The organism is Allomuricauda ruestringensis DSM 13258, assembly GCF_000224085.1.
Classification (GTDB): domain Bacteria; phylum Bacteroidota; class Bacteroidia; order Flavobacteriales; family Flavobacteriaceae; genus Flagellimonas; species Flagellimonas ruestringensis.
In genome coordinates this window covers 1,943,372-1,959,248 of sequence record NC_015945.1, presented here as the reverse complement: position 1 = coordinate 1,959,248, position 15,877 = coordinate 1,943,372, and the positions used below count along the sequence as shown (strand labels likewise).

14 protein-coding genes are annotated in these 15,877 nt (G+C 42.2%); 4 read left to right on the top strand and 10 right to left on the bottom strand.

Translation table 11 applies throughout. The features are described from left to right. Positions 1-44: 44 nt before the first annotated feature. Positions 45-836, bottom strand: a complete 792-nt coding sequence (locus MURRU_RS08800; RefSeq protein ID WP_014033111.1) for a universal stress protein — start codon at positions 834-836, stop codon at positions 45-47. A gap of 196 nt (positions 837-1,032) precedes the next feature. Here MURRU_RS08800 and MURRU_RS08795 point away from each other — a divergent pair, with 196 nt between their 5' ends. Beyond that, positions 1,033-2,001 (top strand): ROK family protein, encoded by a 969-nt coding sequence (locus MURRU_RS08795; RefSeq protein WP_014033110.1) that lies wholly within the window; start codon positions 1,033-1,035, stop codon positions 1,999-2,001. Positions 2,002-2,219: 218 nt separating this feature from the next. Then, the gene (locus tag MURRU_RS08790) at positions 2,220-2,948 is read left to right on the top strand and encodes an energy transducer TonB (protein WP_014033109.1); all 729 of its coding nucleotides are present in this window, start codon (positions 2,220-2,222) and stop codon (positions 2,946-2,948) included. A 52-nt stretch (positions 2,949-3,000) separates the two neighbouring features. Here MURRU_RS08790 and MURRU_RS08785 read toward each other — a convergent pair whose 3' ends face one another. Together MURRU_RS08785 and MURRU_RS08780 are read right to left on the bottom strand one after the other, a co-directional pair. Further along, positions 3,001-4,203: a succinylglutamate desuccinylase/aspartoacylase family protein gene (locus MURRU_RS08785; RefSeq protein ID WP_014033108.1), complete on the bottom strand. Its 1,203-nt coding sequence runs from the start codon at positions 4,201-4,203 to the stop codon at positions 3,001-3,003. A 2-nt stretch (positions 4,204-4,205) separates the two neighbouring features. Then, positions 4,206-6,050: a glutamate-cysteine ligase family protein gene (locus tag MURRU_RS08780; RefSeq protein ID WP_014033107.1), complete on the bottom strand. Its 1,845-nt coding sequence runs from the start codon at positions 6,048-6,050 to the stop codon at positions 4,206-4,208. A 170-nt stretch (positions 6,051-6,220) separates the two neighbouring features. Here MURRU_RS08780 and hemN point away from each other — a divergent pair, with 170 nt between their 5' ends. After that, positions 6,221-7,594: an oxygen-independent coproporphyrinogen III oxidase gene (gene hemN, locus MURRU_RS08775; protein ID WP_014033106.1), complete on the top strand. Its 1,374-nt coding sequence runs from the start codon at positions 6,221-6,223 to the stop codon at positions 7,592-7,594. A 17-nt stretch (positions 7,595-7,611) separates the two neighbouring features. Next, the gene (locus MURRU_RS08770) at positions 7,612-8,436 is read left to right on the top strand and encodes a universal stress protein (RefSeq protein ID WP_014033105.1); all 825 of its coding nucleotides are present in this window, start codon (positions 7,612-7,614) and stop codon (positions 8,434-8,436) included. A 94-nt stretch (positions 8,437-8,530) separates the two neighbouring features. On the opposite strand, the gene MURRU_RS08765 is transcribed toward MURRU_RS08770, so the two are convergent. The 7 genes from MURRU_RS08765 to ccoN form a co-directional block, all read right to left on the bottom strand. Next, positions 8,531-9,799 carry an acetyl-CoA hydrolase/transferase family protein gene (locus tag MURRU_RS08765; RefSeq protein WP_014033104.1) on the bottom strand — a complete coding sequence of 423 codons (1,269 nt, stop codon included), beginning with the start codon at positions 9,797-9,799 and terminating at the stop codon, positions 8,531-8,533. A 14-nt stretch (positions 9,800-9,813) separates the two neighbouring features. Then, positions 9,814-10,524 (bottom strand): sulfite exporter TauE/SafE family protein, encoded by a 711-nt coding sequence (locus tag MURRU_RS08760; RefSeq protein ID WP_014033103.1) that lies wholly within the window; start codon positions 10,522-10,524, stop codon positions 9,814-9,816. Positions 10,525-10,526: 2 nt separating this feature from the next. Beyond that, on the bottom strand, positions 10,527-10,973 hold the full coding sequence (locus MURRU_RS08755) for a FixH family protein (RefSeq protein ID WP_014033102.1): 447 nt from the start codon (positions 10,971-10,973) through the stop codon (positions 10,527-10,529). An 11-nt stretch (positions 10,974-10,984) separates the two neighbouring features. After that, the gene (gene ccoG, locus MURRU_RS08750; protein ID WP_014033101.1) at positions 10,985-12,394 is read right to left on the bottom strand and encodes a cytochrome c oxidase accessory protein CcoG; all 1,410 of its coding nucleotides are present in this window, start codon (positions 12,392-12,394) and stop codon (positions 10,985-10,987) included. 129 nt (positions 12,395-12,523) lie between these two features. Further along, positions 12,524-13,417 (bottom strand): cbb3-type cytochrome c oxidase N-terminal domain-containing protein, encoded by an 894-nt coding sequence (locus tag MURRU_RS08745; protein WP_014033100.1) that lies wholly within the window; start codon positions 13,415-13,417, stop codon positions 12,524-12,526. Between the two features lie 4 nt (positions 13,418-13,421). Beyond that, positions 13,422-13,610 (bottom strand): hypothetical protein, encoded by a 189-nt coding sequence (locus MURRU_RS08740; protein ID WP_014033099.1) that lies wholly within the window; start codon positions 13,608-13,610, stop codon positions 13,422-13,424. 83 nt (positions 13,611-13,693) lie between these two features. Further along, positions 13,694-15,877, bottom strand: a complete 2,184-nt coding sequence (ccoN, locus tag MURRU_RS08735) for a cytochrome-c oxidase, cbb3-type subunit I (RefSeq protein ID WP_014033098.1) — start codon at positions 15,875-15,877, stop codon at positions 13,694-13,696.

Sequence of the window (15,877 nt, the reverse complement as noted above, 5' to 3'; positions counted from 1 at the left end):
GGTGCGAATCTATCGGCAGCGACAGCATCTTCAAAGGTAAAGATTTAATCCAAGGCCAATACCGGTATCTCGGAGTGCAGGGTCAGCAATTTTGTCAATCTCCCTTCCGAAGGTATACTTTTTTCGTTATGGTTCCGGGGCAATATGGTTAACAGATCAATGCTTTTTTCGTTGATGTAGTCCAAAATACCTTGTTCCACATCTTCATTTTTAGTGAAGGTGTGGTCGGCATAAAAGTGCTCCAAATAGTATTCCAACAAATTTTCATTGGATTCTTTGATGGCTTCTTCATCATAAACGGAATCCTTATAAATGGTAAGCACATGGATACGGGCATCAAATGCTCTGGCAATGTCCAATAGTGTTCCCAAGACGTTCTTGTCATCAATTTTTTCGCCCCCCATTACCAAGGCAATGTTTTTAGGTTCTTTAATGGCGGTTCCATAAGGAATTGATATTACCGGGCAATTGGCCTCCAACACCAATTTCGATGTGTTGGTAATGGCTTCATCCGTAATTTTATCGCCCATAGTGCCCATCATGATCAAATCTGCATTGCTCTTTTCTTGGGCGGAAAGAATAGTGCTGATTACTTCACCCGTATCGGTAGTGAATTCAGGGTCCACTTTCAATTTTACATTGAAAGAATCCAATAATTTGGAAAAATCTCTTTTTAATTTTTCACTATCGGATTCACTAATGGGCATAACGCCTACATAAAGGCCCAAGATATTTATAGCTCTCTCTGTACCCACAAAATTGACCACATACTCCAAGGCATTTACTGATGCCTCGGAAAAATCAAACGGAATTAATATTTTATTTAAACTGCTCATACCTATTTTATTTATTGATTTCAATTCTTGTATCCAAAAGTAGAACCGCTCCATGATCTAAAACATGACAGAAGTCAGGGTTTTCAACTTTTCCATGATATTAGCAAAAAATCAGCGGTCATAAAAGTCAAGGAGGTTATTTTATTGCCTTCATAATAGTTATATTTAAAAGCCGTAAAATAATGTGACTTTAAATATGGATTTAGTAATCGGAATAGATATTGGAGGAACCAAAACCAAAATTGGATTGGTTGATGAAACTGGTAAATGCCACGAAAAAACTTTTTTTAGAACCAAGGAATTCCCAAACTTGGATGCTTATCTTGATAAAATAAAATCTACTTCCGATGAGCTTTTGGCACAGTTTGGAGAGCATGCCAATGTAATAGGTTGCGGTATCGGCGCCCCTAATGCTTCCAGTAAAAATGGAACCATAGAAAATGCCAGTAATTTAGTGTGGAAAGGCAGTGTTCCTTTGGTTAAACTCCTTAAGCAAAGAATGGACATGCCCATTCGCATAATGAACGACGCCAGTGCTGCCGCATTGGGCGAAATGCTCTTTGGAGGTGCTAAAAACATGACCGATTTTATTGTAATTACACTAGGTACAGGTTTTGGCGCCGGAATAGTGGCCAATGGTCAACTTATAGATGGATATGACGGATTCGCAGGCGAATTGGGCCATGTGGACATGACCATGGGAGATGGCAGGTTGACCGGACTTGGCGTAAAAGGAGGGTTGGAGGCTTATGTATCCGCTACCGGATTAAAGCGAACTGTTATGTATATGCAGAGCAAATATATGGTGGATAGCAGGTTTAGAAACATCGCCTATAACGACCTCCATGGGGAGGACATTACCCAAGCCGCGGAAGAAGGGGACGAAATTGCTCTTAAAGCTTTTGACTATACAGCCCGAATTATGGCACAGGCATTGGCCAACTTTACGGCATTTACCCAACCTGAAGCATTTATTTTAATGGGTGGGCTCACCAATAGCGGCAAGTGGATCATGACCCCTTTGGAAAAATACTTTAACGGGTTCCTTTTAGATGTGTACAAGGGAAAGGTAAAGCTCCTACACTCCAGCATGGAGGGAAAAACAGCGGCTATTTGCGGCGCCGCTGCACTCATCTGGGAAAACCAAAAGAAGAAAATTGCTTAAAGAACATAGCTTTTATTGAAAAGGTGAATCTATGACAAGTATCATACTACGAAGAATGATTTATCCTCTAACACCCAGTAGAGATATCAGTAATTCAAAAAACAAAGCTGTTTCGACCATAGTTTATCCTGAGCGTAGCCGAAGGGCTCAACCTGATTATTATCATATTTTCTGATTTTGAAGAGCGCTACCTTTAACATAGTTAAATAGTAGCAGTCATGAAACCAAAAAAGAACTCAAACGCAGAAATTGGACGCAACAGCAGTCTATATTTCATGATAGGACTTACTTCGGTGTTGTTCATGACATGGCAATCCTTTGAAGTAAAGTTCTATGAAGAGGAATCCAAAGTTTCGGAAGTTGTGCAGGTAACCGACGAACTTAAGGAAGATGTACCCATTACCGAAATAATCAGAACCGCACCGCCCCCGCCCCCGCCATCTGCACCTGATGTAATTGAGATTGTGGAGGATGTGGAAGATGTGAAAGAAACCGTAATTGAAAGTACCGAAAGCAGTCAAGAAACCTACATCGAGGATGTTGTTGTAAAAATCGAAGATGTTGAAGTGGAGGAAGTGGAGGAAGAAATTGTAGTTCCCTTTGCAGTAATTGAATATGTTCCTGTGTTCCCTGGATGCGAGCATCTACAAACTCAAGCAGAACGCAAAGATTGCTTTAACCAAAAGGTGCAGGAGCATATCAAAGCCAATTTCAATTATCCACCATCTGCTTTGGAAATGGGGATAACAGGTAGGGTCCACGTACAGTTTGTAATCGATTCAAACGGTCAGGTGACCGGTATACAAAAAAGAGGTCCGGATAAGCTATTGGAAAAAGAGGCCGAACGTATTATTGCATCTTTGCCCAAAGTAAAACCAGGCGAACAACGTGGAAAAAAAGTAAGTGTAAAGTATAGCATACCTATAAATTTTGTAATGCAAAACTGAAAACCGAAACATAGCCCGAAGATAGAGGTCCAAGTCAATTTCTTGGGCCTTTTTATTTTTTGAACCAAGCCGCTCCCTTATATTCCTCAGATTTTGAAGCACTCTCCCTATTTTTGGCCACTAAATGGTTTTTATCCAATTTTCTTGCCCTGTAACCCAACAAGTGAAAAAATGATTTGGTGAAAAAACGGGCCACCCTCTGGTCAACCATCAGGGTATCTTTCATATCCGTTTCCCATTCCACACCGGGCAATTTCACTAAAATATGGTCTACTTTGAACCTTCTTAATTTTTTGGACAGCCACAACCAAATTTTAGGTATGGGCCTAATAAAATAAAAGCCTTCATTCCCTTGTTTTTGGTATAGAGGCATAAAAATCTGCCGTTTTTTGGTCGTTTTTAACACCACACCATCAACAAGTGCCAAACTTTCATCCTTTGGCACTATTTGAAAATTGACAAAGCCCGGAAACATTTTAAAAGTGGTTTGCGGACCAATATCATACTGATGGTATATTTCGTAAAACTTATGCGATACCGTTCCAGATGCTGCTATTTTATTCCTTAATCGCCCTTTCTCCCGTTCCGAAAAATCAACGGACCGGGTCAATGCCAAGGAATAGCGAATAAACTCAATACTATTTTGTATGGCTTCACCATCATTGTGCTGCCCACTTTCAAAACCAAGGGAAACATAGCCCAGTTCATTGATATAGCTCAATAAAGCCCCTTTAAGATACTCCTCTATCCCCAAGATAATGGGCAATGGATAATTGGATGCATACGTACGGTTCAGCAAACTATCGTTGAGCACCATAAAAGGCGAGGTATGGCTCGATGTGGTATGAAGGTCCAAAAAATAAAAGGGAGGATTACTGTTTTTTAGGATGTCCTGAATCAACCGATAAAGCTGGTTCAGTTCTTTCTCCTCGTTATGATGAATTTCTTTATTTCCAACAATACGTTCTATCCTTTCCGGAAACCAAATCCTGTTCAGGTCCTCATCTTGAAAACGCTGTCTACTTTTCAGGGCGCCCAAATTTCCAGAAATGGCATAGACTTCCCCGCTTATGCCGATTTTTTTTGCTCTGATTTCATTAAAAACAGTTTTTAGAGCAAAAACACCGGCTGTTTCGTTCCCGTGAATACCCCCAAAAAAAACTACGGTCGGACCTCCCTTCTTACCTTTAACATGATCAATGATTCTATCAACCCTAACTGTTTCATCCCATGCTATATTGTGAACTAAAGTCATAGCTACAAATCTACTTTACTGATGATTCCCACAATATGGGTATCCACACAAATCGGCAAACATCCTATTTGGTGATCGTGCATCATTTTTCTTGCGGTTTCTATTTCAGTTCTGGGCTGTACGGTAATTACGTCCTTGACCATGATATCAGACACCTTGGCTTCTTTCTTGTCCAGTTTTTCGAACTTTTCGATATGGCTCCAGGTAAGCAGCCCCACCAATTTCCCTTTTCCGTTTTCTACAGGAATATGGTGGATATTGTTCCATTGCATAATGGCTATGGCCAAATTGGCATAATCATCTTCGTACAGCTTCATGAGCTTTGTGGACATGATCTGTCTTACCCATTGAAACGACTCCTTGGTCTTGGCCATTCCCCTTATTGGTTTCCATTGATGAACGGGAGTTTGGGTCTCTTGGTTATTGTACATGGATTTGGTCAATTGCACAATGGCACTGTCCAGCTTCATCTGTTTTTTAAGTTCCCTAAAATTTTTGATCTGCCACTCGGCCCCTGTACCGTTTTTCGTTCTTGCTTCAATTATGCCCAAGAGCTTATTAATATCCTTTTCATCAATATCGAATTTTCGCAATCCATTGTAAGCTATGGGCAACAATACTTTTTTGACAATTTCTTTTACCGTCATAGTCTTGTCCAACCATGAAAACACCGTGTGCCTTCCACTCATGGCGGCTCTAAAAAAGTTGAGCTTGGCTACTCTAAAGTCCATAACGTTAGGCATATCGTCATACTTTTCCGGTCTTCCGGCCATAAGCCCTACCCAAAAAGCAAAATTGGCCATTTCATCGATTACCGTTGGGCCAGAGGGAATGTACCGGTTTTCAATTCGTAAATGCGGCTTTCCATTGCCCACTCCGTAGCATGGGCGATTCCATCGGTACACTGTACTATTGAACAGGCTCAGTGCTTCCAATTTTGGGATTTCTCCATGCCGCAACACATCCAACGAACCTTTTGTAATGGGTTTTGTAAGTAAAATTCGGTGCGAGGAAATGTCTTGTTTAAAAATCTCGGCCACAGAATCCTTTTGCCAGTGCTCCCCAAAGCCTACCCTGGCCACTTGTTCCTTTACCGCTTTTGTCCAAACCCTGGTATCCAAACTTTGTTGGAATAGGGCTATTCTGGTCTCTCTCCAAAGTTCTTTTCCCAAAAGCAAAGGAGAATTGCAGCACACTCCCAAAACAGGACCGGAAATGGCCTGTGCCCAATTGTAACTTTTGATAAAGTCATCGGGGGATATCTGCAAATGGAGTTGAAAACTGGTAGTACAGGCTTCAAAAAGTACCGAGTCATGATGCAGTGAAAGTTCATCTGCCCCTTTGATCCTGAGCGAAAAATCATTCCCTCTCCAAGCCCTTAAAACTTCATTTATCCGATAATACCGGGGTATTGGGGTCATAAAATCCATACCAAGCTCTTCCTTGCTTATAGTAGGGAGGATACCGGTCAAAATAATCTTGACACCATGTTCATCAGCAGTTCTCTTCACCTTGTCCAACAATTTTCGTAGCTGTTGCTCCATATTGGCGAAGCAATCCTTCTCCAACTTATACGGGTCGAGATTGGCCTCAATATTATAAGTTGCAAATTCGGTGGTAAAGTGGTCGTCGTTAACATCTTCGATAATTTCCATAGCTTTGGGGGATGGCCTAAAATCGCCATTTACCAGGCACATTTCCTGTTCGGCTCCAATCCTAACGATATCATTTTCGATCATACCTTCTGCAATCATTTGCTCCAAGGTTTGGACGTCATCAATAAGATGTTGGACAAACGCTTTCCGTTCCGCTTCACTAAACGTGCTTTTTCTGATATGTTCTCCCATTGAGCTTAAGTTAATTGTAAGTCAAAGTCCTTTAAAGATACTTTGCTCGGATAACGAAAAATATGATACTCATCAGGCATTAAAAATCATTTTTTGCCATTCTACACACCAATCCTGACAATTATCATGTTCTATGCAACCTGCCTAAGGTAATTTTGAATTTTAATGTAATGATATATACAACGATGTGTGGATTAGTTCAAAAATACAATGTTCCCGGACCCCGATATACCAGTTACCCAACCGTACCCTATTGGGATCTGGACAGTTTTTCTGGAAAAAAATGGAATTCTAGTGTACTAAAAGCATATCGGGAAAGCCAAAAGGAAGGAATCAGTTTATACATACACCTCCCCTTTTGTGAAAATCTGTGCACCTTTTGCGGATGCCATAAACGCATTACCAAAAGACACGAGGTTGAACTACCCTACATAAAGGCAGTTTTAAAGGAATGGGAACTGTATTGCGACTTGTTGGGTTCCAAACCTCTGATAAAGGAACTCCATTTGGGTGGTGGCACCCCTACCTTTTTTTCTCCGGAAAATTTAAAAATGCTCATCGAAGGCATTGTGCGCCTGGGAAACAAGGCGGACGAAGTTGAATTTAGTTTTGAGGGCCATCCCAACAACACCACAAAAGAACATTTACAAGCGCTTTACGATGTAGGGTTTAGAAGGGTTTCCTTTGGTGTACAGGATTATAACCTCACCGTTCAGCGTGCCATAAACCGGATACAGCCCTTTGAGAACGTGAAAAATGTTACCGAATGGGCCAGAGAAATTGGATATACCTCGGTTGGACACGACATCATCTATGGATTGCCATTTCAAGATTGTGCCAATGTGGAGAATACCATGATAAAAACCAATGCTATAAAACCCGATAGAATCGCTTTTTATAGTTATGCTCACGTGCCTTGGATAAAAGGCAACGGACAACGTGGCTATAAAAATGAAGACCTTCCATCGTCCGTGGAGAAAAAAGCACAGTACGAAATGGGCAAAAAAATGCTCACGGGGTTCGGTTACAAGGATGTTGGCATGGATCATTTTGCCCTACCCACCGATAGTTTGTACAAAGCACTGGGAAATGGCACCCTGCACCGAAACTTTATGGGTTACACCGCATCAAAAACCAAACTTATGATCGGTTTGGGAGCATCGAGCATTAGCGATAGCTGGTATGGATTTGCCCAAAATGTAAAGAATGTGGAAGAATATCAGAATTTGGTTTCGCACGGAGTTATCCCTATTTTTAGAGGGCACATCCTAAATACGGAAGATGAAATCTTGAGAAAGCATATTCTTAATATAATGTGCCAATTCGAAACTACTTGGAACACCGAGGAAAAAGAAGTGGTGGATTTTGGAAATATCTTGGGCAACTTATCCGAATTGGAAGCAGATGGACTTGTAGAAATAAACGACACCAAAATTAAGGTAACCGACAAAGGAAGGCCTTTTGTAAGAAACATTAGCATGGCATTTGACCTTAAACTGCACCGACAAAAACCAAATACCCGAATATTTTCCATGACCGTTTAACCTAAAAAAACAATAAAATGAACAGTATAATCGTACCGGTTGATTTTTCAAACCAATCCGAAAAAGCCCTTAAAGTTGCTGCTTCCTTAGCAAAAGAACACAAGGCAGAACTATATGTATTGCACATGCTGGAACTTTCTCCCGCCATTATGGGGGAATCTGGTTATATTTCCCAAGAACAGGTGGTACACCTTATAAAATTAGGAGAGCAAAGGTTCACCGACTTTTTGGACAAACCTTATTTAAAAGACCTAAAGGTAGTTCCCATTATAAAGCACTACAAAGTGTTCAGTGAGGTGGCCGAAGTGGCGGAAAAACACAATGCCGATCTTATTGTTATGGGATCCAATGGTGCAGATGGCCTGCAGGAGATTTTTATTGGTTCCAACACCGAAAGAGTTGTAAGAACCTCCGATGTTCCTGTTTTGGTAATCAAGGGTAATGAGGTCAATGGCTTTAATCCAAAGCATTTTGTTTTTGCCTGTGATTTTGAGGAAGAGAGTGTTCCTGCCCTAAAAAAAGCCAAAGAAATGGCCAGCCTTTTAAAGGCCAAGTTGCACCTTGTATATATAAACACTCCAGGGGACGAGTTTTTGAGCACCAATGATGCTTCTGAAAAAATCTCCAAATTCCTGAACGAGGCCAAAATAAACATTGGAGTGGAGATATTTAACGACTATACTGTCGAAAAAGGTGTTATCAATTACAGCGACAAAATATCCGCTGACCTAATCGGTATTCCAACACACGGCAGAAAGGGTCTATCCCACTTCTTTATGGGAAGTATTGGTGAAGATATTGTCAATCATTCCGAAGCTCCTGTAATAACCTTTAAAATTTGATCGGATTGCATTTTTGATTGGTTTCATGCGATTCAAAAAAAGGGGACAATTTTAAAATTGCCCCCTTTTTTATTGCTTTTAAACCTGTAAATCTTTAGCCGTGGAATCTTGCATAAGCAGCTTTTTCCAATTCCTCCCTATGGTCTGGATGCGCTATGGAAATTAACGCTTTGGCTCTCTGTTGCAGATTTTTCCCAAAAAGATTCACCACACCATATTCCGTGGCCACGTAGTGCATGTGGGCACGTGTGGTGGTCACCCCTGCTCCCTGTTTTAAAAAGGGTGTTATTTTGGAAACACCTTTTTTGGTAGTGGCCGACATGGCAATAATGGGCTTTCCTCCTTTAGAAAGCGATGCCCCACGCATAAAATCCATTTGACCACCTACTCCAGAGAATTGGTACCCGCCAATAGTATCCGCGCAAACTTGACCCGTAAGGTCAATTTCTATGGCACTGTTGATAGCGGTTGCTTTTGGGTTTCTTCGGATTCTGGCCGTATCGTTGGTATACCCCGAGTCTCTAAAATCACATATCGGGTTATCGTCTATAAAATCATAAAGCTTACGGGAACCTACAGCAAAACAAGCCACAATTTTACCTCGTTTAACCGTTTTTTCTTTTCCGTTGATAACACCACTTTCCAACAAGGGCAATACTCCATCAGAAAACATTTCGGTATGAATACCCAAGTTTTTATGGTTTTCCAAGTTGGACAGCACTGCGTTGGGTATGTTCCCAATTCCCATTTGCAAGGTAGCGCCATCCTCAATCAAGGATGCTACATGTCTGCCTATTTGATGTTCTACTTCCGATATTTCGGTCGGATTATGTTCGTGAATGGCCCTATCGATCTCTATGGCATAAGATATCTCGTCCACATGGACAATTCCAGTACCGTGGGTTCTGGGTACCTGTGGATTTATCTGTGCCACGATTTTTTTTGCCGTTCGAATCGCTGGCAATGCCACATCCACCGAAACTCCCAAGGAACAATATCCATGCTTGTCCGGTGGGGATACTTGTACAAAGGCCACATCCAAGGGCAAATATTCATCGGCAAACAGCCAAGGTATTTCACTCAAAAAAACCGGAATATAGTCGCCCATATAGGTGTTTACGAAGGTCCGTACGTTGCCCCCCACAAAACAGGCATTCAAGGTAAAAGCATCACAATAGGGTTTTCTGGTATACTTTGCATCCCCTTCGGTGTGGATGGAAATGATCTCTACATCCTTCAATTCATCGTGACGCTCACAGAGTGCATCGATCAACTCATTTGGGGTCATGGCCGCTCCTTGGAAAAAGACCCGGTCGCCTGATTTTACAATTCCTACCGCTTCTTCCGCTGATGTTATTTTCATTTTGGATTATATTTTTAGGGTTGATGGCATTCAATGGTCGCCGATACTGAATCTGCAGGTGCGGCCTTTGGGGAAACATAGGGTATTCCCAATCCCAGCCCACGTACAATAAACAATATACCGATGATGACCACAAATACCGGTATCAATTTCTGTATTTTGGATTTAATGGTTGTACTGAACATTCCTTTTGAATATACCACCAATGACATTAGTGGCACAGTTCCCAGACCAAAAATCATCATATAAAAACCGCCTTCCAAAGGACTGCCCATGGCAATAGCCCCCAAAAGCGCCATATACACCAGACCACAGGGCAAAAAGCCGTTCAAAAAGCCAATGGTCAAAAAGGTATCGGGCGTCTTCTTTTTGAGTTCTGCCCCCAGTTTGGATTTCACCTTCCCAATAATGGAATATATGGGTGATAATAGTTTATGTCCGTTCAGGTATTTTCCTGGGATGAGTACCAGTACAATCATAAGCACCCCTATTCCAATGGATAGCTTTTGCTGAATGCCAAACAGTGACAATCCCTTGCCCAAAAGTCCAAACAACAAACCAATCACTCCGTATGCCAATAGTCTCCCAAAGTGGTAGATGGATAGTTGTGCAGTCTTTTTTACACCATTGTTTTGGTCCAAAGGCAGCATAAAGGCAATTGGCCCACACATACCCAAGCAGTGCAGGCTTCCCAAAAGTCCCAGAACCAATGCAGATGTCAACATGATCAGTACACCAATTTTTCTTTATGTAAAAAGGAATTACCTTGGTATTCCCAGTTTATGGAAATGTCCCAGCGACCGTCTACCAAGCGATTGTCAGGTATGAGCAAATGTGTATTGGACAAACTTATAGGAAAGTTTGTGTCCAAGTGCTTGTTAGACGGTCTGTATAGGGACACTGTTCCACTTATTTTTTTGGAGTCGAAACGCTCTGGAAAATAAACCACCAAACCTTCATCTGTTTTTTCAACCTTTAGGTTGGCATTCATTTCCGTAGCCTTTTTTGATGCATCTATCTCCTGCTGATAGGACAATTCTTTTTTATAATATTCCTCTGTCACCAAATCGTGGTTGGCACTATCATCCGTGCTCATCCTGAAGACGAAGTATAGAATGAAGGTGATAAAACCTATAAATGCCAATACGATTCCTGTTCCCCAATTAATTTTCATCTTATTATCTTTTAATTATAACTCCTCGGTGCCAAAAACTGGGTCACTGTAGTTTCTATGAGCTTATCGCCACTATACACCCCTATCCTCAACTTATCCTTATCTCCGTTCAGTGCAGAAGCGTTTATTTCTATGAACAATGTCCCTTCTGCCATTTCTTCCGCAGAAACGGTAAATTTATCTTGGGAAACCATCTTGATCTCCCCATTGTGCGACATCAGTTCAAAAGAAACATTTTCGATATCCTTTGTGGTTTTGTTCACTAATTTATAGGTGTACACATTACTGATGATATTGTTTTCCTTGCGCTCGTACAACTGGCCCGGCAAGCGTAGCACGTTGGCCTCGACCTCGTTTCTCATGAACAGCATTCCAATAAGGACGCCCGTTAGCACAACAAGTACTGCCGTATAGCCTTTCATACGTGGCGTGAACTTGAACTTGTTTTTATTGGTGATCTCGTCCTCACTGGCGTACCTGATCAACCCTTTGGGTTTATTGATACTTTCCATAATGTGATCGCACTCATCAATACAAGCGGTACAGTTTACACATTCCAATTGGGTTCCGTTACGGATATCTATCCCCGTGGGGCAAACATTCACGCATTGGAGGCAATCAATACAATCACCATGTCCTAGTGCTTCCCGATCTTCATTTTTTCTGAACTTTTTACGTCCGTTTTCACCTTCACCACGTTTGTGATCATAGGCCACAACTATGGATTTATTGTCCAAAAGCACACCTTGTAACCTTCCATAAGGGCAAGCAATGATGCATACCTGTTCCCTGAACCACGCAAAGATGAAATAAAACACCCCTGTGAAAATCAGCAACGGGACCATGGTACCTAAATGTGCCATGGGACCATCGGTAATATATGATAGGAGCTGATCACTTCCAATCAAGTACGCCAAGAACACATTGGCAATAAAAAAGGAGATGATGAAGAAAATAATCCACTTCAACACTCTTTTCCTGATTTTTTTGCCGGTCCAAGGTGCTTTGGCCAAACGCATCTGGGCTCCGCGATCTCCATCTATCCAATATTCAATACGACGGAATACCATTTCCAAAAAAATGGTCTGCGGGCACATCCACCCACAGAAAATACGTCCGTAGGCCACTGTAAATAGTGCTATAAAAACAACCCCTATAATCATGGACACCACAATCAAGTGAAAATCCTGGGGCCAAAACGGAAGTCCGAATATATTGAAACGCCTGTCCAACACATTGAACAGCAAAAATTGGTGCCCATTGATCTTAACAAAAGGGGCTGCAATCAAGAAAATAAGTAGAAAGTAACTAACGTACTTTCGGTAATTGTAATACCGTCCACTGGGTTTCTTGGAGAAAATCCAATTTCTTTTCCCTTCTTCTGTAATTGTGCCTATGGAATCCCTAAAATTCTCTTCCATCACATTTGTGGTTTGTGGATAAATGTTTTGATACCATCGCTCCCAAGGGGAGTTTCGATGCAACTTATCCAGAACCTGAACCCGGCCCCAATTCTTGGGGCACAGCTTTTCGTATCAGGTTCGGTTTGCTTAATTTTCATCAGGAGCATCTGGATCTACCCAAATATCCCCTTCAGGTTCCTTTGGATTGGCAGGTGTGGTTCCACCCAAAGTAATTATGTAACTGGCCACCTGAGCCATTTCGACCGGTTTTAAGGTTTGTTTCCATGCAATCATCCCTTTACCATCGCGGCCCCCTTCGGAAATTGTGGAAAACACATTTTTGATGCCTCCACCCAAAATCCAATACTTATCGGTCAGGTTTGGTCCAATTCCCCCTCCGCCATCGGCCATGTGGCAAGCAACACAATTGGTCTGGAATATTTTCTCTCCTGCAGCCAAGTCGGATTCATCCGAAAGGAACTCCACAGTACTGGCATCCACCAAGTCTTTGGCAGTTCTTTTATACTCCTCAATAGCTGCTTGGGCAGCGGCCACCTCCTGTTCGTATTCCTGTTCCTGTGTATAATCTCCAATAACGTGGAAGCGCACTAAATAAACAACTGCAAAAACAATGGTCGCGTAGAAAAGGTACACCCACCAAGGCGGGAGCACATTGTCCAGCTCGCGGATACCATCATAATTGTGATCTAAGACAATTTCACCTTCTTTTTCAATGGCTCGGCTCTTGGTCAATTTTTTCATGAGGTTTTTGGCCCATGTCCATTCAAATTTCTTGCTTTTGGTTTCCAGGTAACGTTCCTTGCTTTCTTCGGAAAGGGTTTGGAACATAATGTTCTCTATAGAATTCAAAATCAATTCAATGGCAATAAGGATCATCAATACCAACAGCATAAAAAACTGCGTGATGGGATATTCAAGTATTGCGGGTTTGTCACCGGAGTCTATAAAAAACTCCATCAATCCGAAGATCAAAAAGAATAAAACCGGGACTCGTATCCACCAAGGTGTTTTTGTACTCATAATGTTATAGTTTGTGTTGTTGATCATCGTTATCCAATGGCAGTTCGGACATCTCCCTTATGTGTTCCTTGGTAGCGGTAAATACCCACCAGAACAAGAGAACGAAAAAGACAAAGAAGATGAGCAGGGAAACCATGGGGTAGTTGGCTATCCCATCAATGGTTTCCATATGTTCTTTTACAAATTTCAACATGGTTATATTAGATTTTTGATGCAAGAATCAAGGCACTATATTTTGATGGCTTCTGTCTTGACTCTTGGTTCATGATTTTTTCTCTATTCTTCAGTATTAGTAATCTTAATATCGGTGCCCAATCGTTGCAGATAAGCAATCAAGGCTACGATTTCGCGATCGCGCATTTCCACAAATTCCAATCCGTTTTCCTCTGCGTATTTTTTATCCGCTTCGTAGGTTTTTTCGAATTCTGGGTCTGTGTACAGGCTCTTCTCTATTTGGGCTGCTTGCTCTGCCATGGATTGCGGAGCGTTGGCAATGTCATCATCAGTATATGGTACACCCAATTTTACCATAGCCTCCATTTTAGCTTGAACATCGCTACGGTCGTGTTCATCCGTCACCAACCACTCATACGATGGCATTATGGAACCTGCCGAGGTACTTTGAGGGTCGTACATGTGGTTTAAATGCCAGCTATCGGAGTATTTGCCCCCAACGCGCAACAAGTCTGGACCTGTACGCTTACTGCCCCAAAGGAATGGGTGGTCGTAAACAAACTCCCCCGCTTTGGCATATTCGCCATAGCGTTCCACCTCACTACGGAATGGTCTGACCATTTGCGAGTGACAACCCACACAACCTTCTCGAATGTAAAGGTCCCTACCTTCCAATTCCAGTGGAGTATACGGTTTAACACTCGTAATGGTCGGAATGTTGGATTTCACCAAAATTGTTGGGACAATCTGAACAATACCCCCAATCAAAATAGCCACGGTGGCCAAGATGGTCAGCTGAACCGGTTTTCTTTCCAACCAATTGTGGAAGGTTTCGCCAGCCACTCTTCGTTTTGCAACACGTTCCAATGCCGGAGCTTCTGCTGCTTCATCTTCAACCTTGCTACCAGACCTGATTGTCATCACGATATTGTAAAGCAACACGAACATACCAAGGATATACAACGAACCTCCGATTGCCCTCATCCAATACATGGGGATGATTTGTGTAACAGTTTCCAAGAAGTTACCGTATACCAAGGTACCATCTGGGTTGAATTCTTTCCACATCAAGGCTTGGGTAAATCCAGCTACGTACATGGGCAGGGCATACAATACAATACCCAAGGTTCCTATCCAGAAGTGGAAGTTCGCCAATCTTTTCGAGTGCAAATTTGTTTTGAACATTCGTGGCACCAACCAGTAGATCATACCAAAGGTCAAGAATCCGTTCCAGGCCAAAGCACCTACGTGAACGTGGGCAATGATCCAGTCACTAAAGTGAGCAATGGCATTTACGTTTTTCAAAGACAACAGGGGACCTTCAAAGGTAGCCATACCATAACCTGTAATGGCTACCACCATAAATTTTAATGTGGCATCGGTACGCACTTTGTCCCAAACACCACGGAGGGTCAACAATCCGTTGATCATACCACCCCAAGATGGTGCCAGCAACATTATGGAGAATACCACACCCAAGTTCTGTGCCCAATCGGGCAAGGAAGAATACAACAAGTGGTGGGGACCTGCCCAGATATAAATGAATATCAACGACCAAAAGTGGACGATGGACAGTCTATAGGAGTAAATGGGCCTGTTCGCCGCTTTGGGAACAAAGTAGTACATCAACCCCAAGAAAGGCGTGGTCAAAAAGAATGCCACCGCATTGTGCCCGTACCACCATTGTACCAAAGCATCTTGCACACCAGCATACACAGAATAACTCTTCAGTGCAGATACCGGTAGCTCCAAGCTATTAAAAATGTGCAGCACGGCAACGGTAACAAATGTGGCCAAGTAGAACCAGATAGCCACATACAAGTGCCTTTGTCGCCTTTTGAGGATGGTACCGATCATGTTCCATCCAAAGACTACCCACACAATGGCAATGGCAATATCTATGGGCCATTCCAACTCGGCATATTCCTTGGTGGTGGTATACCCCAATGGAAGTGTGATCGCTGCGGCGACAATGATCATTTGCCAACCCCAGAAGTTGATGTTGCTCAAGGCGTCACTGAACATTCTTGCCTTCAGCAAGCGTTGCAGCGAGTAATACACCCCTGCAAAAATGGCGTTCCCCACAAATGCAAAGATCACGGCGTTGGTATGTAATGGACGCAAACGCCCAAAACTCAACCATGAAATACCCTCTGTAACATTGGGGAACAAAAACATAAAGGCCAGCAAAAGGCCTACTGACATACCCACTACGCCCCATAAAATGGTAGCGTATAAGAACTTTTGTACGATTTTGTTATCGTAACGGAACTGTTGTATTTCCAT